23 protein-coding genes are annotated in these 22,038 nt (G+C 62.6%); 18 read left to right on the forward strand and 5 right to left on the reverse strand.

The features are described from left to right. The first annotated feature begins 8 nt into the window (after positions 1-8). The 5 genes from AC07ZH_RS15365 to AC07ZH_RS15385 all read left to right on the forward strand — a co-directional run bounded on the left by AC07ZH_RS15365 (position 9) and on the right by AC07ZH_RS15385 (position 5,816). Entirely contained in the window at positions 9-593 is a 585-nt protein-coding gene (locus AC07ZH_RS15365) for a sigma-E factor negative regulatory protein (RefSeq protein ID WP_199665410.1), read from the forward strand. 79 nt (positions 594-672) lie between these two features. Beyond that, positions 673-1,638, forward strand: a complete 966-nt coding sequence (locus tag AC07ZH_RS15370; RefSeq protein ID WP_158606134.1) for a MucB/RseB C-terminal domain-containing protein — start codon at positions 673-675, stop codon at positions 1,636-1,638. Positions 1,639-1,725: 87 nt separating this feature from the next. After that, a complete protein-coding gene (locus AC07ZH_RS15375) occupies positions 1,726-3,210 on the forward strand; it encodes a DegQ family serine endoprotease (protein WP_414080284.1) in 1,485 nt (494 codons plus the stop codon). A gap of 273 nt (positions 3,211-3,483) precedes the next feature. Continuing rightward, entirely contained in the window at positions 3,484-4,683 is a 1,200-nt protein-coding gene (locus AC07ZH_RS15380) for a tyrosine-type recombinase/integrase (RefSeq protein ID WP_003056225.1), read from the forward strand. Further along, positions 4,680-5,816: a PDDEXK nuclease domain-containing protein gene (locus AC07ZH_RS15385; RefSeq protein WP_003056224.1), complete on the forward strand. Its 1,137-nt coding sequence runs from the start codon at positions 4,680-4,682 to the stop codon at positions 5,814-5,816. Before AC07ZH_RS15380 ends, AC07ZH_RS15385 begins: the two co-directional genes overlap by 4 nt. Before the next feature lie 45 nt (positions 5,817-5,861). Here the strand turns inward: AC07ZH_RS15385 and AC07ZH_RS15390 are convergent, their stop codons facing one another. Next, the gene (locus AC07ZH_RS15390) at positions 5,862-6,650 is read right to left on the reverse strand and encodes a hypothetical protein (RefSeq protein ID WP_003056223.1); all 789 of its coding nucleotides are present in this window, start codon (positions 6,648-6,650) and stop codon (positions 5,862-5,864) included. 6 nt (positions 6,651-6,656) lie between these two features. Continuing rightward, complete coding sequence (locus AC07ZH_RS15395) at positions 6,657-7,559, reverse strand: WYL domain-containing transcriptional regulator (protein WP_011517547.1); 903 nt, start codon at positions 7,557-7,559, stop codon at positions 6,657-6,659. A gap of 89 nt (positions 7,560-7,648) precedes the next feature. Here AC07ZH_RS15395 and mblB point away from each other — a divergent pair, with 89 nt between their 5' ends. From mblB to AC07ZH_RS15425, 6 genes are all read left to right on the forward strand, one after another. Further along, the gene (gene mblB, locus AC07ZH_RS15400; RefSeq protein WP_003056221.1) at positions 7,649-8,842 is read left to right on the forward strand and encodes an anti-phage 6A-MBL system MBL-fold protein; all 1,194 of its coding nucleotides are present in this window, start codon (positions 7,649-7,651) and stop codon (positions 8,840-8,842) included. Continuing rightward, positions 8,839-11,094 (forward strand): anti-phage 6A-MBL system cap2_3 protein, encoded by a 2,256-nt coding sequence (cap2-3, locus tag AC07ZH_RS15405; RefSeq protein WP_011517546.1) that lies wholly within the window; start codon positions 8,839-8,841, stop codon positions 11,092-11,094. The genes mblB and cap2-3 overlap by 4 nt, the downstream gene beginning before the upstream one ends. A 45-nt stretch (positions 11,095-11,139) precedes the next feature. Continuing rightward, the gene (locus tag AC07ZH_RS15410; protein ID WP_231138464.1) at positions 11,140-11,946 is read left to right on the forward strand and encodes a ComEC/Rec2 family competence protein; all 807 of its coding nucleotides are present in this window, start codon (positions 11,140-11,142) and stop codon (positions 11,944-11,946) included. Between the two features lie 21 nt (positions 11,947-11,967). Beyond that, complete coding sequence (locus AC07ZH_RS15415) at positions 11,968-12,210, forward strand: hypothetical protein (protein WP_231138465.1); 243 nt, start codon at positions 11,968-11,970, stop codon at positions 12,208-12,210. A gap of 376 nt (positions 12,211-12,586) precedes the next feature. Continuing rightward, positions 12,587-12,937, forward strand: coding sequence for a DUF2958 domain-containing protein (locus tag AC07ZH_RS15420; RefSeq protein ID WP_261542069.1), 351 nt, complete (start codon positions 12,587-12,589; stop codon positions 12,935-12,937). A gap of 63 nt (positions 12,938-13,000) precedes the next feature. Further along, positions 13,001-13,279 (forward strand): hypothetical protein, encoded by a 279-nt coding sequence (locus AC07ZH_RS15425; RefSeq protein ID WP_021027902.1) that lies wholly within the window; start codon positions 13,001-13,003, stop codon positions 13,277-13,279. A 142-nt stretch (positions 13,280-13,421) separates the two neighbouring features. Here the strand turns inward: AC07ZH_RS15425 and AC07ZH_RS15430 are convergent, their stop codons facing one another. Both AC07ZH_RS15430 and AC07ZH_RS15435 read right to left on the reverse strand, forming a co-directional pair. Then, positions 13,422-13,721: a hypothetical protein gene (locus AC07ZH_RS15430; RefSeq protein ID WP_003056213.1), complete on the reverse strand. Its 300-nt coding sequence runs from the start codon at positions 13,719-13,721 to the stop codon at positions 13,422-13,424. Between the two features lie 147 nt (positions 13,722-13,868). Then, on the reverse strand, positions 13,869-14,090 hold the full coding sequence (locus tag AC07ZH_RS15435; protein WP_049799789.1) for a hypothetical protein: 222 nt from the start codon (positions 14,088-14,090) through the stop codon (positions 13,869-13,871). Between the two features lie 566 nt (positions 14,091-14,656). On the opposite strand from AC07ZH_RS15435, the gene AC07ZH_RS15440 reads away from it, so the two are divergent. The 5 genes from AC07ZH_RS15440 (at position 14,657) to AC07ZH_RS15460 (ending at position 19,641) form a co-directional block, all read left to right on the forward strand. Continuing rightward, positions 14,657-15,484: a DUF932 domain-containing protein gene (locus tag AC07ZH_RS15440; protein WP_261542068.1), complete on the forward strand. Its 828-nt coding sequence runs from the start codon at positions 14,657-14,659 to the stop codon at positions 15,482-15,484. A 65-nt stretch (positions 15,485-15,549) separates the two neighbouring features. Further along, positions 15,550-17,589 carry a ParB/RepB/Spo0J family partition protein gene (locus AC07ZH_RS15445; RefSeq protein WP_012436202.1) on the forward strand — a complete coding sequence of 680 codons (2,040 nt, stop codon included), beginning with the start codon at positions 15,550-15,552 and terminating at the stop codon, positions 17,587-17,589. 62 nt (positions 17,590-17,651) lie between these two features. After that, a complete protein-coding gene (locus AC07ZH_RS15450; RefSeq protein WP_012436203.1) occupies positions 17,652-17,861 on the forward strand; it encodes a hypothetical protein in 210 nt (69 codons plus the stop codon). A gap of 216 nt (positions 17,862-18,077) precedes the next feature. After that, complete coding sequence (locus tag AC07ZH_RS15455) at positions 18,078-18,539, forward strand: DUF6367 family protein (protein WP_012436204.1); 462 nt, start codon at positions 18,078-18,080, stop codon at positions 18,537-18,539. 787 nt (positions 18,540-19,326) lie between these two features. Further along, complete coding sequence (locus tag AC07ZH_RS15460) at positions 19,327-19,641, forward strand: DUF736 domain-containing protein (RefSeq protein WP_003056203.1); 315 nt, start codon at positions 19,327-19,329, stop codon at positions 19,639-19,641. 365 nt (positions 19,642-20,006) lie between these two features. Here AC07ZH_RS15460 and AC07ZH_RS15465 read toward each other — a convergent pair whose 3' ends face one another. Continuing rightward, positions 20,007-20,300, reverse strand: coding sequence for a helix-turn-helix domain-containing protein (locus AC07ZH_RS15465; RefSeq protein WP_012436205.1), 294 nt, complete (start codon positions 20,298-20,300; stop codon positions 20,007-20,009). Between the two features lie 223 nt (positions 20,301-20,523). Here AC07ZH_RS15465 and AC07ZH_RS15470 point away from each other — a divergent pair, with 223 nt between their 5' ends. Continuing rightward, the gene (locus tag AC07ZH_RS15470; protein ID WP_012436206.1) at positions 20,524-20,871 is read left to right on the forward strand and encodes a DUF2958 domain-containing protein; all 348 of its coding nucleotides are present in this window, start codon (positions 20,524-20,526) and stop codon (positions 20,869-20,871) included. Positions 20,872-21,212: 341 nt separating this feature from the next. Further along, entirely contained in the window at positions 21,213-21,962 is a 750-nt protein-coding gene (locus tag AC07ZH_RS15475) for a DUF2285 domain-containing protein (RefSeq protein ID WP_012436207.1), read from the forward strand. Positions 21,963-22,038: the final 76 nt, after the last annotated feature.

Genomic DNA, 22,038 nt, shown 5'->3' on the forward strand with positions numbered 1-22,038 from the left:
TGGACACCATGGAACTGGATGTGAAGGAACAGGAGCTTCTCTCGGCGCTGGCCGATGGCGAGCTGCAAGGTGAGGAACTGGCCCAGGCGCTGGCACTGTGCGCGCGGGACAGCGCTTGCGCGCGTTGGCGTGACTACCATTTGATTGGTGACGTATTGCGCGCCCCGGAGCTGGCGCGCGCCGGCGACAGCACGCAATTTCTGCAGCGGATGCGCAGTGCCCTAGCGAACGAACCGGCTGCGCCCGTGCTTTCCAGCCAGCCGGCGGTGGTTGCGCCGGCCGCCAACGATTCTTTGTTTCGCTGGAAAATGGTGGCCGGTTTCGCATCGCTGGCCGCGGTGGCCGCCATTGGCTGGAATTCGTTCTCCGTCCTGCAGAGCGAGGCTCCGCAAGGCGCGCAGCTGGCCGTCGTCACACAACCCTCCGCGGGCACGGAGCAGACCGAGCTGGCCCAGGCCGGTCCGGCGGTGATGATCCGCGATCCTCGTCTCGATGAGCTGCTGGCTGCCCACAAGCAGTACGGCGGCGCCTCGGCCCTTCAAATGCCCGCTGGTTTCTTGCGCAATGCGACGTTTGAGACCCCGCAGCGCTGAGCGCGCTCTTGTAGGCGTGCGCGGCGCCCGAGGGGCCAGTGGGCTTCTTCTCGTGGGGGCGCTGGTGTTAGGCGCCTGCATGGCAGCCCACGCTGCTGACCGAGCGGGTGCCGCCGCGCTCTCGGCCGAGCGCGCCGGGCCACTGCCTTCGGATGTTGCTGGCTGGATCGCCCGGGTGCAGCATGCTGCCTTGGAGCGCAGCTACACGGGTACCTTTGTCGTCGTGACGGATACGGGCGCAGCCAGTGGCTCACGCATCTGGCATGCCTGCCAGGGCGACCAGCATATTGAGCGTATCGAGGCACTCGATGGCCCGTCGCGCACCATCTTCCGTCGCAATGGGGAAATGCGGACCTTTTTCCATGCCTCGCACACGGCCGTGACGGAGCCATTGGGCAGCAGTGTGCCTTTCTCTGGGGCGGTACCGGCCTTGGCCAGCAAGCTGGATTTGCTGTACCGGGCCGAGCGGCAGGGGCGCCAGCGTGTGGCAGGGCATGACGCCGATGTGGTCCTTTTTCAGCCGCGCGATGGCTTGCGCTTTGGCTACCGCCTGTGGAGCGAGCATGGCTCGGGCCTTGTGCTGCGCTTGCAGACGGTGCAGGTCGATGGCCGGGTGCGCGAGCAGGCGAGCTTTGTGCAGTTGGACCTGAATGCCTCGGTGTCGCTTGCCGAGCTGTCGCGCGAAATGGACGATTTCTCGGGCTACCGCACCGTGGCGGTAGCGCCCGAACGCAGCCTAGAGGACGGAGAACGCAGCTGGACCTTGCGTGAGCAGGTTCCAGGATTCGTTCTGCAGGGCTGTCGCGCCCCGCAAGCGCGGCCAGACACCATGCAGTGCAGTTATTCGGACGGCCTGGCAACCGTGTCGCTGTTCTTCGAGCCCGTGCATTCCGGTAAACCCGTGCCGGTCGTGGCGCGTTGGTCGGCCGGTGCAACGCAGGCGTTGGCGCGTCCACTCGATGCAAGCACGTGGCTGACGGCCGTGGGCGAGGTGCCGCCCGCCACCCTGGTGCAGTTTGCCAATCGCCTGGTGCGTACGCGCTAACGCTGTGCGAGCGCTGGGAACCAATTGTTCCGGCACGCTTCTGAAGGTACATGCGCAGGCAGCGCGAACCGACAAGGAAAGGCCAACATGATGAAATTCCAATGGACAAAATTGAACGCATGGACCACGGCGGGTGTGCTTGCTGTTGTGGGTGCGGTAGGGGTGGGCAGCGCCAGCCTCTCGCCCATGCACGCGCACGCGCAGGTCAGCACCGTGCGAGGCTTGCCGGATTTCGCTGATCTTGCAGAACAGGTGGGTCCCTCGGTCGTCAATATCCGCACGCTGGAGAAGGTGTCGTCGCAGCCCACGGCAGGTGCCATGGACGAAGACATGCTGGAATTTTTCAAGCGTTTCGGCTTGCCCGTGCCCAACATTCCCAAGGGACAGCGCCCGAACCGGCGCCAGCAGCAACCCGATGAAGAGCAGCCGACGGGTCTGGGCTCTGGCTTCATCCTCAGCTCCGATGGTTACGTCATGACCAACGCCCATGTCGTCGAGGGTGCGGACGAAGTCATGGTCACCCTCACCGACAAGCGTGAGTTCAAGGCCAAAATCATCGGCTACGACAAGCGCAGCGACGTGGCCGTGGTCAAGATCGACGCCACCGGTCTGCCAGCGGTGAAGATTGGCGACGTCAGCCGTCTGCGGGTGGGCGAATGGGTCATGGCGATTGGTTCACCGTTTGGCCTGGAGAACACCGTGACGGCAGGTATCGTGAGCGCTAAGCAGCGTGACACGGGCGACTACCTGCCCTTTATCCAGACCGACGTGGCGATCAACCCCGGCAATTCTGGCGGTCCGCTCATCAACCTGCGTGGTGAGGTGGTCGGGATCAACAGCCAGATCTATTCGCGTTCGGGTGGGTTCATGGGTATCTCGTTCTCGATCCCGATCGACGAGGCGATTCGGGTAAGCGACCAGTTGCGCGCCACCGGCCATGTGACGCGCGGACGTATCGGTGTGCAGATTGGCAGCGTGACCAAGGACGTTGCCGATTCGCTCGGACTGCCCAAGCAACAAGGGGCCTTGGTGACGGGCGTCGAGGCCGGTGCGCCAGCCGACAAGGCAGGCATCCAGGCGGGCGACGTGATCACCCGCTTTGATGGCAAAGCGGTGGAGCGCATTTCTGACCTGCCACGCATGGTGGGCAATACCAAGCCTGGCACGCACAGCACCGTTACGGTGTTTCGCCGTGGCCAGACCAAAGATCTTTCGGTGACCGTGGCCCTTATCGAACCCGATGACAGCGTGGCCAGCCCAAGCCAGTCCGAGCCCAAGGCCAAGGCTTCGCCCGCTGCCCAGAAGCTGGGCCTGGTGGTGTCGTCGCTGAGCGATGCCCAGCGGCAGAAGCTCAAGATCAAGGGCGGGGTGCGTGTAGACGCAGCTACGGATGCGGCGGCGCGCGCCGGGCTGCGCGAGGGCGACGTGATACTGGCCGTGGCCAACACCGAAGTCTCCAGTCTGAAAGACTTTGAGGCTGCGATCGGTCAGGCTGACAAGAGCAAGGCCATCAACGTGCGCTACCGCCGTGGCGAGTGGGAACAGTACGCCCTGATTCGACCAGCGCGCTGAAGCGCGAGGGCGTGTGCAGGCTTTTGCCTACAATATGCGCCCAAGCATGAGTGCCTGTGACGGGCGCGTCCCTTGAAAGCGGCGCGCCCTTTTTTCATTTCACCATGACTCCAGCACCGAACTTTGCTGGACTACGCCGAAGCCCGATACAGCAGGTTTATCAATAACTTAGGCGAGTCCAACATATGCCGGTGCTTTCCGAAACCTGACCCGGCTTCCCCTCTGATGGCCCCTACATGGCTCTTGGGAATCGGGTCTTTCCGAGGAGTCATCGTGGCAAAACTCAAGCTCACCAAGTCCGCAGTCGATGCGGCACAACCCCAGGCGCAGGCCGTCGAACTCCGGGACACGCTGGTGCCCGGCTTCCTGTGCAAGGTTACACCAGCGGGCCGCAAGGTGTTCATGCTCCAGTACCGCACGAACGCTGGCGAGCGGCGCAAGCCCGCCCTGGGCCTGTACGGGGAACTGACCGTCGAGCAGGCCCGCTCGCTGGCCCAGGAATGGCTGGCCGAGGTGCGCCGGGGCGGCGACCCCAGCGCGGCCAAGGCCGCCGCCCGTTCAGCCCCCACGGTCAAGGAGCTGTGTACCAAGTTCATGGAGGATTACTCCAAGCAGCGCAACAAGCCCAGCACCCAGCGCGGGTATCAGGCCGTCATCGACCGCTGCATCGTTCCGATGCTGGGCCGTTTGAAGGTCCAGGACGTGAAGCGCCCGGACGTGGCCACGGCGATGAAGAAGATGGCGCACAAGCCGGCCGAGGCCAACCGTGCTTTCAGCGTGATGCGCAAGATGTTCAACCTGGCCGAGGTGTGGGGCCACCGGCCTGACGGCACCAACCCCTGCCGCCACGTCCCGATGTACCCCAACGGCAAGGCCACCCACCTCATCAGCGACGAGGACATGGGCAAGCTGTTTCGGCGACTGGAGCACATCGAAGCCGAGGGTCTGGAGAACTACGTCATCCCGCTGGCGATCCGCCTTCAATTCGAGTTCGCCGGCCGCCGCTCCGAAATCGTGACGCTCCGATGGGATTGGGTGGACCTGGACAACCGCCGCGTGGTCTGGCCGGACAGCAAGACGGGCGGCATGTCCAAGCCCATGAGCGAGGAAGCCTATCGACTGCTCTCGACGGCGCCACGGCAGGAAGGCACTCCCTATGTGCTGCCGTCTCCAAGCCATCCCGGCAAGCACCTGACCACGGGCGAGTATTACGGCGGCTGGAGCCGCGCCCTCAAGGCGGCGGGCGCCACGCACGTCGGCACGCATGGCATCCGCCACCGCTCCGCGACCGACATTGCCAACTCGGGCATCCCGGTCAAGGTCGGCATGGCGCTGACGGCGCACAAGACCGTGGCGATGTTCATGCGCTACGTCCACACCGAGGACGATCCGGTGCGCAAGGCGGCCGAGCTGGTGGCGAACCGGCGCAAGACGATCACCGAGGCGCAGCGGCCTGCGGAGGTGGCTGCATGACCAAGAAGGCGCCTGCGATGGCGGGAGTCGCACCCGCCGCCGTGCCTGCCGGCTACGCCGGCATCCACGGCGGCATCGTGGATCTGCTCGATGCCGCGCGCCAGACGGCAGCGCGCAGCGTCAATGCGCTGATGACGGCCAGCTACTGGGAGATTGGCCGCCGCATCGTGGAGGCCGAGCAACAGGGCAAGCGGCGCGCGGGTTATGGCGAGCAGTTGATCGAGCGGCTGGCAAGCGACCTCACCCAGCAGTTCGGCCGTGGCTTCAGCCGTCAGAACCTGCAGCAGATGCGGTCGTTTTTTCTGACCCGGCCAATTCGCCAGACAGTGTCTGGCGAATCTTCCCCGGAGCCAGTGCGGCCTTGGCGGCTGGACGAGCTGGCGCAGGTCTTCACGCTGCCGTGGTCGGCCTATGTGCGGCTGTTGTCGGTCAAGGACGAGCATGCGCGCCAGTTCTATGAAGCCGAGGCCTTGCGCGGCGGCTGGAGCGTGCGCCAGTTGGATCGGCAGATCGGCAGCCAGTTCTACGAGCGCACGGCGCTGTCGAAAAACAAGGCGGCGATGCTGGCCAAGGGCGCGGTGGCCAAGCCCGAAGATGCCGTCGCGCCCGGCGATGCCATCAAAGACCCCTATGTGCTGGAGTTCCTCGACCTCAAGGACGAGTATTCGGAGTCCGATCTGGAGGCCGCCTTGATCCGGCGGCTGGAAGACTTCCTGCTCGAATTGGGTGAAGGGTTCACCTTCATTGGACGGCAGCGGCGCTTGCGCATCGACCAGACCTGGTATCGGGTGGACTTGCTGCTGTTCCATCGCAAGTTACGCTGCCTGGTCATCATCGACCTGAAGCTGGGGAGTCTGACGCATGCGGACGTGGGCCAGATGCACATGTACTGCAACTATGCCAAGGAACACTGGGCCTATCCCGAGGAGAACCCGCCGGTGGGGCTGATTCTTTGTGCCGACAAGGGGCTCGCCCTGGCGCGGTATGCGCTGGAGGGCTTACCCACCAAGGTCATGGCGGCGAACTACCGGATGGTTCTGCCGGATACCGATGTGCTGCAAAAGGAACTGGAAAGCACGCGGCTCTTGCTGGAGTCTCGCGGAACGATTCGTCCCAAGACGTGGAAGCGGTAGACACACCTGCGGAGCTATACGCCTGTTTGGAGATTGGGCAGAACCTCAGTCTGTAGTCGGTTTTACGGCTTTCTTCCGTGAGGAGGAAGAAGGCAACGACGGCAAACATTCAAACAAACGTTCCGCATAGACGAATCCCATCCGCCTTACTGCGTCCTGATCGAAATACAGTAGCCATGCGGCAAGTAGCGCCAGCGAAATGAGCAATGTCAAGCCTGCGGCAAGCCCTGGATCGGCAAGGTGCACCAAGTCAAATTGGAGAGGTGCTACCTGCAAAATCTTTGCAATCAACAATCCGTAGACGACGCCCATGAGGCACGACAGGATACCGACAGGCTTCATCGCCAGCATGTTGCGATGAAATCCATAGGCGATGTTCTCTTTCAGCAAGAGCTGCTTGTTGGAACGCGTGAGTTCGCGAAGCCGCTTAGTGGCACCGATGTAGATGTCGTCTGCCTTGTCTGGGTTTGCTGATTCTTCTTCTGCCGTTGGCATGGCGATACCCAACTTGGCAGTGATCGCCGTGTGATAACGCTGCTTGCTGACACCATCAAGGAACTTGTCGCGGTGGCGTAGTGCGATGGTCGTGGGCATGCCACCCCATTTTGAGACCAGCATCTCTTCAAGTTTTTTACCACGTCCGCGCGCTACGCTCGCGAGTGCATAGATAGCGCCGCAGCCGCCCAGCAGGCCGATCACACCTGTAAGCACAGGGTGCCGAGCCCCGTAGACGCACAACAGCGGCACCAGCACGGGTAAGGCCACAAGAAGGCCAGGGATAACACGTGCCTTGCGCTCGTAGGGGTCTTTGACCAGTTCAAAAATTGTTGTCATGTGAAGTCAGGCCTGTGCCGCCAAGGCGTCGATATAGGGTTGGATTTCATCGCGGTTTTTTAGCGTGATCTGCTGTGCGAGGGGGTCTGGTGCTTCCTTGGTATGCAAACCCAAACGTCTCAGCGTGTAGTACAGAAACGCTTGGCGGCATGGAAGTTTGACCTCTCCATCTTCCATGCCGTAGTCCAACTCTAAGACTCGTTTCTTGGCTGCAGGCAAATCGGGATGCGGTGCAAGTACCAGCGTCAATACAGTTTGCCAATGCGAATCTTGGTTGGCGTCCACTTGGGTCGCCTCGAAGCCATCGATGCGCAGGATTCGAGCAAGGACGAAATCGCTGAAGCGCTGGCGCTTGTGGCAAAACGCGCGCATGTGCCAGCGAAAACCGTCATTGCCAAGGGCGTGGGGAGACAGCAAGCGAACCGATTCATCCAACGACGTCATGGACTGGTAGCTCACCAGAATGGATTCCTGCTGGCGGATTGCGCGCACCACTGCTTCGACGGTCTGCTCATTGATCGTGCGCCAAGGGGACGGGGCCCAATCTGTCTCCGGCGCGGAGCCGATGAAGCTGGCCGTCGGCTCGACAATTCCCATCTTTGTCGCTAGCAGTTCTGCTAGATAGCGTTGCGCCGAGCTTCGTTGGTAAAGCGGGTGAAAACTCTGCGCTGCCGTGTAGGTCTTGGAGCTGCGGTCGTAAGTCAGGTTGCTCGGCGCCAACTCCATGTACTTGGAAATGTCCAGCGATGCCTGCGGGACCGAAATACCAAAGTGCTCGGTGAGATCCATCCGGTTGATGCGCCGCTCCCAGCGCAGACGGAAATCGATGAATTGAAGTCTGCTCTCCAGCCCCCAACTTAGCCCCTTAGGCTCAGCAGGTTCGGCGGCAGGAACGGAAGGTTTTTGCATTAGTCACGCCTAAAAAGTAGACGGATATAAAAAATCGTCGTACATTAACTATACGCGATCATCCTTCGGTCGTCTACCCGGAGACCCCAGTGCCTACAACCATCACGTTTTTTCCCGTCGACAACGGGGACATGACCCTCATCAAGTTCGGCGATCTCGACGCGACGACTCTGCTGATCGACGTAAACATCAGGCAAGACGCCGACGACCCTGACGGGGAGGCGCGCGATGTCGCCAAGGATTTGCGCGAACGACTGAAGAAGGATGAGAACGGCAGGCCGTATGTCGATGCGTTCCTGCTGAGCCACCCGGATCAAGACCATTGCCGAGGGTTGAAGCGACACTTCTACCTAGGGCCACTCGACAAGTACCCGGACGACAAGAAGGACGACAAGGACAAGAAAATCGTGATCCGCGAGATGTGGTCGTCCCCGATCGTGTTTCGACGCGCCAGCAAGACGCACACCTTGAGCGACGACGCCAAGGCATTCAACACGGAGGCGCGTCGGCGCGTGCAACTGAACCGTGACAAGAATTTCGCCGTCGGGAACGGTGACCGCATTCAGATCATGGGCGAGGACATCGACGGAAAAACCGATGATCTCACTTCGATTGTGCGGAAGGTGGACACGCGCTTTTCAACGATCAATGGCAAGAGTTCCGCATTCTTTTCTGCGTTTCTTTTGGCTCCACTGGACGCCCAGGATGACGAGGAAGAGGAAGAGTGCCTGGTCAAGAACCAGTCCAGCGTTATTCTGAACATCACGTTGGCGGCTGACGCGCAGACGCCGGATGGTGCGAAATTCCTTACTGGTGGCGATGCTGAGGTGTTCATCTGGAACCGCCAGTGGCAACGCCACAAGGCTGAAGCAGATGTGCTTGAGTACGACATCATGCAGGCGCCTCATCATTGTTCCTGGCATTCGCTGTCCTATGACAGCTGGTCCGACTACCGTGAAAAAGCCAAGCTCGATGCTGATGCTCGCAAGGCGCTTTCGCAGACCCGTGACGGCGCCGTCATCGTCGCCAGCTGCAAGCCGATTGCAGATGATGACAGCGATCCGCCCTGCATCCGTGCGAAGCGTGAGTACGTGACGATCGTGGACGAAGCAAAAGGCGAGTTCTACTGCACAGGCGAGTACCCCAGCGAAAAGTCCGTGGAACCGCTCGTTTTCACCGTAACCGCTCAGGGTGTGCAACCTCCCTCGAAGAAGGAGTCCGGATCGAAGGCCGCTGCCGTGGTGACCTCTGCGCGCACCCCCATGCCGCACGGAGCATCATGACGGGCACCATCGCAGACGCACTGCATCAACTTCAGCGGCATCGAGGCCTTATCCGCGTTGGCGAGCCAAGGACAACTGGTGCATCGACGGAGATTGAAGTCGATGTTGCGGTCCAACTGCCGAACAGGTCTCGGCGCAATGGTATCTCTGAGACCGGAGTGCGCACCGTCGAGACGTGCGTGCTGGTATTCGGTAGTGACTGGCCCCTGTCTGCACCCGAGCCCTTCTTACGTGCGGACTTCCCGCTCAACTTGCCGCACATCAACCCCCATCGCCAAGGCGAGTTAGTCTCGCCGTGCCTATTCGAAGGGTCGTTGAACGAGCTGCTGCATCGGTTTGGCCTGGACGCCGTTGTCGATCAGTTGATCGACTGGCTGCACAAGGCCGCGGCCGGAACACTCCTGGACCTGGAGCAGGGGTGGGAACCAACGCGCCGAGACAGCTGTCCTTCGACCGTTGTATTCAGTGCCGAGAAGGTCGCGGCCGCCGCTCCCGCTGACGGCACGATTCTGGTGGTTCCCGCAGGCTACGTGACGATCGATGGCGGTCTGTACGCCATCATCAACGCCGAACTGACCGCACAAGTCGATCCTGTGTTTTATCAGGATGTTCACAACGACAAGCTGGGCAAATGGGGGAACGGCCATGCCGCGGCCTTCATCGCGCGCGCTCCGATGACCGACGGCCTCCCGCATGTGATCGGACGCTATCAACCAGAGACAGTTGTCGATCTCGCGACGCTGCTCGATCGAGCAGCGGAGCTTGGTATTGATCGCGACGCTTTGGCCCAGGAAGTGGACGGTTATTTCGGACGCTCAATCCTGGATATGCGACAGGACTCGCATGGCTGGGTGCATGGTTTGTACGCGATTGTGATTCTGGCTGTGCAAAGGCCAGCGTCGCTTGTGGGCTCGCCAGGGAGGAGTGTCGAGGTATTGCCCTATGTGGTGCGCTATGAACTCAACGCTCAATCGCTCCTGGAGCGTAACGCCACGGTTCACCCGGCCTTTCACGCGCATGCGTTGTCTCCTGAACTGCTGGCAAGGACGTCCGGCATTCCATACGCAGCCACATCACAGCCGCTGGTCGTGCTCGGCTGCGGAAGCGTGGGATCGAAAGTCGCGATGCAACTGGGGCGAGCGGGCTTTGGTTCGATGACTTTCGTCGACAACGAACCCATGTCGCCTCACAACGCCGCGCGGCATGCACTCATTGAGCGGGCATCAGTTCTGGTTCCGCCTCGGAAGTCGGCGCTGATGAAGACAGCCTTTGAATCGCTGTCGCATCTTCAATCGCGAGCGTTCGACACCGACGCAGTGACTCTTTTGGTCGATCCGGAACAGTTTGCGGCAACCGTTCCGCAGGATGCGGCCCTCATCGTGGATGCGACGGCGTCACTTCAGGTGCTGGCTGCAGAAACACAATCGGCAGCGTTGGATCAATCCCCAGCCCGATTGGCACGGATCGCGATGTATGGTCAGGGGCGCTGTGTGGCGGTATTGCTCGAAGGAGCTGGCCGTGCCGGCCGAGTTGACGACCTCACGGCGTTCTTGTTCGAGTGCTGCCGGTTTGCACCGGAACTGCGTGCGTCGATTGCCGGCGAGACGTCTGAGCCGACTCGGATTTTCGTGGGTGACAACTGTCATTCGCTGACGATGCCTATGTCTGACGCCGTTGTTTCGCGGTCGACGTCACTGGCCGGCCTGCAACTGGAACGATGGCTCGTTGATGGGCTTCCGAAGGAAGCGACGCTTTGCGCCGGAATCTCAGATGCCGAAGGCCTTGGAATGGCATGGACCCGCGCCAGCCTTGGCCCGACCACTGCGCTTGAAGTCGCAGACGATGGTGGCTGGAACATTCGGGTCCTGTCCCCAGTTGCGCAAGCAATCCATGCTGATGCGCTGCGCTGGGGTGCTCTGGAAACAGGCGGCGCCTTGATCGGCCGCATCTCGTTTGAAAATCGAACCATCACCATTGCAGGCCTTGTTGAGGCACCGCCTGACAGTGTTCGAGAGGCCGCCCGCTTCGTCCTCGGAACCAACGGGCTTGTTCAAAATTTGCGCGCCGCAAACGCGGCCTCTTTGGGGTATCTCGCCTTTATAGGAACGTGGCACAGCCACCCGAAAGGCGGCGCACATTCGGGTATCGACCGAAATACATTGCGCGGCATCGCCGAGGATGCTGGCGGCCTTCCGGCCGTGTCGTTGGTATGGACTCCGACAGGACTCACGTGTGCGGTGGATCGCTGGTAGGTGCAAAGCCACCGGCACTTTGTTGGCATAAAACAAGAGGGATGTATGGCTGACTACTTCGAGATCGACTTTCTTGGCGTCGAAACAGCGAAAAGCGGGGACGCGATCACGCTGCGCTACTCGGTGAATGGCACCGAGGGCGTGCACGTTGTTGACGGTGGGTATCTGGATACGGGTGATCAGATAGTCGAGCATCTGAAGACGTACTATGGAACAACAGTCATCGACCATGTGATCCTCACGCACCCAGATCGCGATCACGCCAACGGACTACGAAAAGTCCTGGAGCAATGCACGGTCAGGAATCTTTGGATCAACCGGCCGTGGATATACGCGGACCAGTTGATCGATCGCTTTGAGACCTATGAATCGGTTGAAGCCCTGCGACGGAAGTTGCGCTCAATCTACGATGCCACGGCAATTCTTGAGGATATTGCGGTGGAGAAGGGAATTCCAATCCATGCCCCCCTTCAGGGGCAGAGCATCGGTCCGTTCGCGGTCATGGCACCTACCCTGGGGCGCTACTTGGACCTGATCGTGGACTCCGCGAAGACACCGGAAGCTGTCGAAGAAAGTGCTTTTGATAGCGCGCTGAGCAGCATATTCCGGGCAGTGAAGGCCGCGACCGCCTACATCAAGTCCCTGTGGGGCGAGGAATATTTCCCGCCTGAGCCGACCAGTCGTGAGAATGAAATGAGTGTGGTGCAGTCGGCTGTCTTGAACGGTCATCGCGTCATGCTTACTGGCGATGCCGGGCGTGAAGCACTGCAGGAGGTGATCGACTACGCACCTTTCGTGGGACTCGCGCTGCCAGGTATTCGGTATTTCCAAGTGCCCCATCACGGCGGGTGACACAACGTTTCGACCGAAGTCTTGGATCAACTGCTCGGCCCACGGTTGAACAGTATGCCGGACAAGCACCATTGGAATGCCATATGCAGTTCTGCCAAGGCGGATGAGGATCATCCGCGGAAGTCGGTGATTCGCGCCGTATTGCACCGGGGTGGGCACTGGGCGGCAACTGAAAGCCAGAACATACGCATCGGGGCAGGCATCACCCGCGATGGCTGGGTGCCGATTCCCCAGGCGGCGTATCCGGAAGATCAAGAAAATTGACAGCGCCTGAAGGCCAGCACCACTTTTCAACTGCCTGCTGACAACTTGGCCTGCATCCCGACGTTCCTTCGTCGGGCTCATGGGCTGCGCCCCGAGCTTCGTGCCGAATCGCAGTCATCCGGCTTCAAGCCCGGACGCTCTGATCTGGACTGACGCTTCGGACCTGCGCGCTACGCTTGTCAATACCGGGGTGGCTGCGTGGTGAGGTGTGGCGGCTTGCTGTTCCCTTCATCGTGCCACGGCGTGCTCGCCGTCAATGACTGCGCACCTTCGGCGCTTGCGGCCTGGCGGCCGTCTTCGATCTTTGACTGCTTGCGCTGCGCCGTGCCCTGCAAGGGCTGGGCAATTCCGCCCGGTAACCTTACAGGAGTTCACCATGAACCACGCATTCATCACGGACGAGCAGCGCATCGTGCTGCTGGCCAACGGCCGCGAATCCTTGGAGAACCCGGACTTCGATCCGGCCCCAGTGGTCAAGCTGTTCACGCCGGATGCCGGCGCGACCTGGCTGCTGACCGAGATTGATCCCGATGACCACGATCACGCCTTCGGTCTTTGCGACCTGGGCCTAGGGATGCCGGAAATCGGCTGGGTCAGTCTTTCCGAACTGGCGACCGTGCGCGGGCGGCTGGGCTTGCCGGTAGAGCTGGATCTGCACTTTCGTGCCGAGAAGCGGCTGAGCGCCTATGCGCGCGATGCGCGGCTGGCGGGGCGTGTCGTTGTCTGACCTGGTTCTGGGGCGCCGCAAGGCGCTCCTGAGCGTTCTCAATCATTTCAGGAGGTCAAGGCCATGAGCAGCCACCACGACTACATCCTCGAAATCACGGCAGAGCATGATGCGTTCAAGCCGTTCCCACCGGAGAACGGCCAGCCCTTGCGCTTTGCGCTCGGCGACGCGGTGATCTATACCAACGGGTTTGGCGCACAGTTCCGGTGCCGCGTCACCGGGTTTTATCGTCCCAGCGGACTTTCGGGCCTGTACGCGCGCGGTGCGCGCTACCTGCTGGACTCGTCATCGCCGTGGATGCCGGTGTCGGAAGCCAGCCTGCGCCCCGACGACCCGGCCTGATGCCTTCGCGCCCCTGGCGGGGCGCTACGCGCTGCGCTTGCCTCCAGGGGAAAGCCCTGCGGGCTATCCCCGCCGCGCAGGCTTGGCGCCCCTCTCGCGCAGCGAACCGGCTGGTGCCGGATCGCTCCCTTCATGCCGGACATTACGATGGCACTTCGGGCGTGGGTGTGTCGGGTTCGTAGTCGCCCAGCCACTCGAAGAGACGTTCGATATCGCAGTCCAGCTGGTTCAGCGTGGCCTGGGCCATTGCGTACCAGGTGGTGCCGTCGTCCGTTTCTTCGGAGGCGGACAGCAGGACGTTGAGCTGTGCGCGCCGTCCCAGCAGGCGCTGCATCTCGTTGCCTACCGTCTTGCGGTCGGTGGTCCAGATGAGGGTCGGCAGAAAGATGCCAGGCCCTTCTGCTCCAGGCGCAGGCGTTCCGGGTTGCATGGGATCGCTCATGGTGGTTCTCCAGAAGGTGGAGATTCCACGGTAGGCATTGGCCCGTGACCGGGCCACTCGAAATTCGCGCTATTTCGGGGGGATTTCGGGATCAGCGCCGATCGGCCGTGGCGCAGTCATGCGGGCGGGCTGCCTTTGAGCCGGTGCTTACCAGGGCTTCCAGCGCCGCTGGGGTGTTTGCGGCACGGCGCCGAGCAATTGGATCGGCGGCAGTGCATGGGGCGCATTGTTCCTGGGGAAGCGCCGGCGCACTTCGCATTCCAGTTCGTGCGCGAGGCCGCGTGCGTCCTTCTCGCCGCGCAGTGCCCGTTGCCGCCAGTCTCGGGCCTGGGCCATCAGTTCATCGTCTTGTAGGGCTCGTATGTCCATGCCATTGCCATTTTGCCGATGGCTGGGTGGGTAGCTGTCCACGGGGATTTCATTGAAGTCATGTGGGCGTCCCCGGCCACCTGGGAGATGGCCGGTCGCGCTCTCGTGCTAGCGCATCGAGCCGCCTGCGGCGTCTCGCCCCCTTCGGGCTTCGATCGTTCCCTCACTCCGTTCGGCTGACGCCTCCGGCCCGGCTTCCAGCTTCGAGCCTGCGCGCTTCGCTTGCCGTGCGGTCGGCTTGTGGGATGGCCGTTGCCATGTCCAGTCCTCTTCCCTGACTTCATCACCTTGTCCGCGACTGTAGCCCGCGGCCGTGTGCCGTCAAGGCGCGCAGGGCCGTGTCCTCGGCTGCGCCTGCGGGCCGCCCCACCCTGCGCTTGTTTCCTTGACGGCCCCCGTCCGCGCGCTCCCTTTCGTCGCGGGCGATGAACTCAGGAAAGACGGTGGCAACAGGGCCAACCGGGTTCCTCGCGCCGACCGCACCGAACAGCCGAAAGGCTGGGCTTCGAATCTTGGAATCCGGTGTGCGGTTTTCTTCAACAGCCTTTTTGTTCAGGAGAAAGACCATGCAACTCGCATCCCGCTTCGCTTCCCATTCCCCCGCATTGCGCAGCGACTCCCCGCTGTCCGATGACCAGATCCGCCGCGTGGCCCCGTCCATCTTCGCGGATGCCCCGCATGAGAGCCGTTCCGAGCGGTACGCCTACATCCCCACGGCTGCGGTTCTGACCGAACTGCGCAAGGAGGGGTTTCAGCCCTTCATGGTGACGCAGACCCGCGTGCGCGATGAAGGCAAGCGCGAGCACACCAAACACATGCTGCGTCTGCGCCACGCCAGCCAGATCAACGGCGCGGAAGCTAACGAGATTGTGCTGCTGAACTCGCACGATGGCACGAGCAGCTATCAGATGCTGGCGGGCCAGTTCAGGTTCGTTTGCAGCAATGGCCTTGTTTGTGGTGACACGGTGGCCGATGTGCGCGTGCCCCACAAAGGCGACGTGGCCGGACTGGTGATCGAAGGCGCGTATCAGGTACTGAGCGGCTTTGACCGCGTGCGCGATTCCCGCGATGCCATGCGCGCAATCACCTTGGACGATGGTGAATCCGAAGTGTTCGCCCGCGCCGCGCTGGCACTCAAGTACGACGACCCGAACAAGCCCGCGCCCGTCACGGAATCGCAAATCCTGATGCCGCGCCGGTTTGAAGACCGCCGCCCCGACCTGTGGAGTGTGTTCAACCGCACGCAGGAGAACTTGACCAAGGGCGGATTGCATGGCCGCAGCAGCAATGGACGCCGCCAGAGCACCCGGCCCGTGCAGGGCATTGATTCCGACATTCGACTGAACCGCGCCCTGTGGCTGCTGGCCGATGGCATGCGCGCCCTCAAAGCTTAGCCGTTCCCCCGCCGGAGGGGCGGTTTCCCCTCCATTCCCTTGCTTCACTCGATTGGAGATTCACCATGAACGCCGTTACCTACATCGAAACCCAAGCCCTCGACACCCGCGCCAATGTGCTGCAAGCCGCCGACCCGAGCAAGCACATGATTCTGGTTCCGCTCTCGCGGTTGGTGCTGCGTCCCACGGGCCGCAACGTGCGCAAGGCTGTCCCGCGCATGTCCATCCCTGAACTGGCCGCGTCCATTCAGCGCGTGGGCCTGCTGCAAAACCTGATCGTGATTCCCGCCGCCGATGGCCTGCATTACGAGGTGGTGGCCGGTGGGCGCAGGCTGGCCGCATTGAAGTTGCTGGCGAAAAAGCACCGCATCGCCAAGGATTGGGACGTGCCTTGCCTGCAGGTGGCCGATGGCACCGCACGCACGGCGAGCCTCACCGAGAACGTGCAGCGCGAAGCCATGCACCCGGCCGACCAGTTTGAAGCCTTCGCGGCGCTGGTGGCCGAAGGCCGACCGATTGAGGACATTGCAGCGGATTTCTCCGTCACGCCGCTGGTGGTGCAGCGCCGTTTGAAGCTGGCGAACGTCTCGCCGCGCCTGATGGCGGACTACCGGGCCGACGCCGTGAGCCTTGACCAACTGATGGCCCTTTCCATCACCGACGACCACGCCGCGCAGGAAAGCGCGTTTTACGATGCGCCGCAATGGCAACGTCAGCCGTCCGCGCTGCGCGAACGCCTCACCGAGCGCGAGATTGACGCTTACCACCATCCTCTGGTGCGCTTCGTCGGACTGGACAGCTACGAAGCCGCAGGCGGCGGCATCCGCCGCGACCTGTTCGCGGAAGGTGATACGGGCGTGTACCTGACCGACGCCGCGCTGCTGGAACGGCTGGCACAAGACAAGCTGGCGGGCATCGCCGCCGAAGTGAAGGCCGAGGGCTGGGCTTGGGCCGATGCCACGCCGGGCGTGACCCACGCTGACCTGCACGCCTTCCAGCGTGCTCCGAGAGAGCGGCGCGAACCCAACAAGCGCGAAGCGCAGCGCATCGAGAAGCTGCAAGCCAAGATGCAGGAGGTCGCCGAAGCGGTGGATGCCGCGGTGGACGCCGAGGACGAGGACAAGGCCGACGCGCTGCAAGAGGAAGGCGAGCGGCTGGGCGAGCAGTTGCAGGCGCTGGAGGATGGCTTGCAGGGATATGCCGCGAACGTGAAGGCCGCAGCCGGGGCCATCGTCACCATTGACCGCAACGGCGAGGCCGTGATTCATCGCGGGCTGCTGCGCGAGGCCGAGGCCAAGGCGCTGCGCACGCTCGAAAAGCTGCGCCTAGGGTTCAGTGGCGCGGATGCTGCCAGCGATGACGAAGGCGAGGAAGACGAAGCGCCCAAGGCCGCAGCGATTTCCGACCGGCTGGCCCAGCGCCTGAGCGCCCATCGCACCGCTGCGCTGCAAATCGAAGTGGCCCAGCATCCGCAAGTCGCACTGGCCGCGCTGATGCATGGCATGGTGCAGACCGTCTTGCGAGGCCGCTACTACGGCCACGATCTACCGCTGGGCGTGCGCCTCACGGTGCAGGACCGGCTGGAAGGCATGGCCCCGGACTGGCCGGAATCGCCTGCCGCCGTGGCACTGCGCGAATTGCAAGAGGCATGGAGCGGCAAGCTACCCGAGGACAGTGCCGAACTGTTCGCCGCGCTGCTGGCGATGGAGCAAGGCGAGTTGGTCAAGTTGCTGGCGGTGTGCGTGGCCTCGACGGTTGATGTGGTGACACCGCGCGCCACGGCGCAGCAACCCGGTGCGGAACTGGCGCAGGCCGTGGGCCTCGATATGGCCGCATGGTGGAAGCCGACCGCCGAAGGGTATTTCAAGCACGTTCCGAAGGTGGTGGTTCTGCAAGCCGTGGGCGAATTTGCGCCCGAGAGCGTCAATCGGCTGGCGAAGCTCAAGAAGGCCGACATTGCCAGCGAGGCCGAGCGGCTGGTGAACGGCAAGGGTTGGATGCCTGCCATCTTCAAGACGGAAGACGGGCCCGAGAAAGGCCCGCAGGACGGTGCGGAGGAAGTCGCCACCGAGGCGGATGAACCCACTGAAGTGTTGGCCGCTTGACCCGCGCTGAAGGCGCGCGCCCCGGCCTCGACCGGGGCGCTTCGCTGTCAGGAGCACCCCCCATGACCCGCACCACCACCAGCCGCCCGCGCATGGCGGCGATCTACTCCCCCGGCACGGTACGCGCTCGCCGCTGGCACGGCGATGGCGACGTGCGCGGCTACCGCCCGCCCTCGGGCTGGACGGCCCGCGCAGACCTCACCGATATTCACCCCATCACGGGCCGCGCTTTGGTGCGCGCCATGTGGTGGATCATCGAGACGAAGGAATAACCGTCGTCAACACCGCGCCCAGGCCGTTCCGCCCTGGGCGCGGTGAACTTCAAAAAATCCGGGCGCGGCGGTGGCCGCGCCCGGTGTTGAAGGCCAATAGCCCAATCAGAACGCCGCAGCCTTCGCAATGGCTCAGTGCGGCATTGAGATTTCGGCTGGCCCCCTCATATTGCTTGCTTCATGTTTGTAAAACAGTGTCTTCAGGAGGGAATCTAGATGAAGCTTGCTGATATTTTGAAGGACCTTGACGCAGAGAAAGATCCGGACGAAATTTTGATTGAAGTCACGTCGGAAATTTTGAAGCGCTGCGGCCTGCAAATCACATTGGAAAGCCGATGGGAACATTCTGGGCATAAAGACTGGATGTACCGTGTTGACCCGGAAAATCCAAGCATTCCCTTGAAACGTCACATCCACATTGCAAGGAGCAAGCACACCAGCTCAAAAGGTATGCAGGCCTCATGGAATGACGATGGTTCTCGTCACGACAGGGGGTCTTTCAACACCTCTGTCGGTGACACGGCGCGCGTTAGGGAGATTGCGAGAAGCGTTCTGAGTCTCCCGCCAAATGTCACGCTCGAAAGCGCTGACCATCCCGGAGTTGCTGGATCTTGGGTTGACGAAGTGCGGTTTTCCACGGATGGGAAGGTTGCCTACGTTTCCATTCGCGCGCTTTAAGAATGACAGCGTGAGGTGAGCGTGTCGGCGAGTTGCGCCGCCGGGCTTTCGGGCTGCGCCCCGTGCCGACTCCGGCGTCACGGCCATCCGGCTTCAATCCCTCACGCCTTCGCGCCTGCGGCGCTGCGCGCTGCGCTTGCCTCCAGGGGATGGGCGCAAGGCCCATCCCCGCCGCGCAGGCTTGGCGCCCCTCGATACCACCGAACCGGCTGTGCCGGATCGGGCCGGCCAGTGCCTCGCCGCAATGGACGGGTTGGCGAACACGCTGGAGCTTGCTGCGGCAGGTTGTGCGAATCGGTGCCGTCCTCAACGCTGGAGGTTCTCACCCATCACGTCACGAAGGACGGTTCACGGACAGCCCGCCCGGCCTCGCTATGGAGCTTCCACGCCACGCCTCAAGACCGGCGCCGCTCGGTGCGGCCGGGGCGTTTTCGCTTGTCGTCGGGTGGTTGACCTGGCCCGCGTCAGTGGGCGAGCCGGTGCAGCCTTTGTGCGGGGATGCCGAGCCGGCCCTGCCTCCGTTCGGTGCGGTTCGGCCCAAGGCGTCCTTGTGTTGTTGTGAATCCTGGCGGTGGCGCGGCTGCGCCTCGGGCTTCATGGCTGCAACCGTCCAGCGAAAACAATTTCCCCTCTGCTGCGCAGATTCCTCGCGGGCCAAATTGTTTTCTCCTCCCGGTGCTCCACTGCGTTGCGCCCGCAAGCGGTGCAGCCCGCCCGTCCCCCGCCGGCCGGATCACAACAAGGACGCGATGGGCGCGAACCTTGTTCCACCAAAAGGAGATCCATCATGGCCAACATCGGCACCTTCACCGCAGACAAAGACGGCTTCACCGGCACGCTTCGCACCCTGACGCTCAACGTCAAGGTCAAGCTGGTGCCCAACGACAAGGGCGACAACGAGAAGGCCCCGGACTTCCGCCTGCAGGCGGCCAGTCACGACATCGGCGCGGCGTGGAAGAAGACCAGCGAAGCTGGGCGGGAGTACATCTCTGTGACCCTGGATGATCCTTCGTTTCCGGCAACGGTCTATGCCCGGCTAATCGAAGGCGAGAACGGCACGCACGACTTGATCTGGTCGCGCAGCAAGCCCCAGGCGGCCTGACGGCCGCCAGCGCCCCGTCCACCGCGGCGGGGCGCAGTGCTGCCTTCGCGGCACTTCAAGGAGGCGACACCATCGCCTGGGTTGCGCCGTGTCGAGTTGCTTCCTGGGCGTTGCAGCCTTCGGTTGCAAGAATGGCCGGGCGTGTCGGTGCCTTGCACCGCCGGGCTTTGCGGGCTGCGCCCCGTGCCGACTTCGCCGTCACGGCCATCCGGCTTCAATCCCTCACGCCTTCGCGCCTACGGCGCTGCGCGCTTCGCTTGCTTCCCGGGGAAAGCCCTGCGGCCTATCCCCGCCGCGCGATGCTTGGCGCCCCTGCAGTCCCCGAACCGGCGGCGCCGGATCGGCCACGCCAGCGACGTCGCACGCTATGGCGTGTCACTCTTCTTCGTCACAGTCTCCAACTGCTGGCGCACCTGCGCCAGCAGTTGATCGACCTGCTGCAGGTCGTCGCCGGCATAGGCCAGCGTCAGCAGCGTGAGCGGGTGGATCTCCATGACCTCGCACAGCTCGGCGAGCTTGTTCAGGGTCGGACTTTTGAGGTCGCGCTCCAGCGTACTCATGTAGGTGCGGCTGGACACGTCGGAGAACGCCTCCTGGCTCAATCCACGCGCTTTCCTGATGGTCTTTAGTGCCTCCGACAATGTATGTTTCGCTGCCAACCTTGGATCTCCCCAAAATCCAAGATGACAGTCGATTGCGCCCTATAGGACTACAACCTATAGTGTTCATTCATGTAAACCTACCGCTTTTGTGCTTTTACGGAAATCCGTATCTGCGGTTTTGGACGGAAGCGCAAAGCCGCTTGCGTGCCTTTCCTCAAACCCGCCGATACGGTTCTGCGCTTTCACTCTTCGGCGGTTTTGTACGAATGAGGGGGTATCTATGAACCGGCTCATCACCGAGGACGAGCGCAAGCAACTGCTGGAACACGGCCGGGTCCGGGCCGCTGGCTTGGCCAATGACCCGTTGCCCGTGGTGCGGTTGTTCACGCCAGATGCGCACGCCACCTGGCTGCTGACTTCGCTCGATCCCGTCGATGGCGACACGGCCTACGGCCTGATCGACCTGGGAATCAGCATGCCCGAGTTGGGGACGGTGAAACTTTCCGACCTGGCTTCCATCGTCGGGCCACGCCAGCAACCCGTCATGCGGGATCGGTATTTCCGGGCGGTGCGCCCGTTGTCGGAGTACCTGCGGCTGGCTAAGGAGAACGGTTCCGTCCTCGATTGAGCCGTTCGCGCCACGGTCTAGCCGGGCGCATTGAGACTATTTCGGTCTTGCTTCAGACCTGTCAGGTCTTAGTTCGCACTGTTGCACCAAACCGGTGCCATCCTGACGCAAACAGTCATGATGCCGGCCGTGCCATCGGGCACGGTGGGTATCGCAGGAGGCCGCATTTCCTCGCGCGCCACCGTCGCATTCAGACGATCCACGCAATCCATCGGATGCTTTTCGTCTTGACACGCAAGTTACTAATCTACCAGCTTATTCACGATTGGATGCTAGTTCGATGCGGTGACGTTTGCGTGTGAAACCGGTGACGGCCGTCCTGCTCTACGGGAGTTTGCGTCATGGCCGAACCGCACCACCTCGCGCACTGGTATCCGACTGCCGCCTACCTCTACGTGCTGTGCCTGGATACGCTGGCACTGGCCTGGGAGTATCTGCGCCGCCATCCCGATTACCGGCTTGACTGGCTCCACCGTGCGCGCCGCCTCGATGCTGCGCATCGCTGGGGCTTGCGTCTGCTGGAAGACCCGGCCCTGGATGCGCGTGACGCGCATCCGGCCTGGCTGCCTGGCCATGAAGCCGTGGTGCAGCTCCACCCGGATGCCGATCCGCCGCCTGACGCTGCGGCCTTCGCCTTCTGGTGCATCCCCGGTCACAAGCAGCTGCTGCATGACGGCAAGGGCCTGGCGCTGATCGCGCGCAGTTCAGGCCATTGCCTGCGCTATGCGCTGGCGCCTGGCCTGGAGGACGGCATGGCCGTGGCTTACGCCCACCGCGGTCACGGCACCACGCATGTGCCCGACACGCCTGCGCCAATGGCGCGGCCCAGGCCACCGCCTGCGGCGCTGCTGGAGCTGCACACCCTGCAGGCGCTCGATGCGACCCTGGCGGGTGCGTCCTTACGCGACGTAGCTGAAGGCTTGTTCGGCGCGGATGCCGCAGCTGGTTGGTACAGCGACGGCGGCCTGCGCTCCAAGGTGCGCCGCCTGGTGCGGCGCGGCGATGCGCTGATGCGCGGCGGCTATCGCCGCCTAGCACAACTGCCGCCGCTTGAGAAGGGTCGTTTTGAAGAGAGCGCAAAACGACCCTGAGCACGAGGGCTTCGTTTTCTGAGACTGCCTCCATCCGGTTGCGCTGTGTGGCCGGAGCCCTGCAACCGATGGAGGT

The organism is Simplicispira sp. GW247-4R2A (assembly GCF_059424465.1).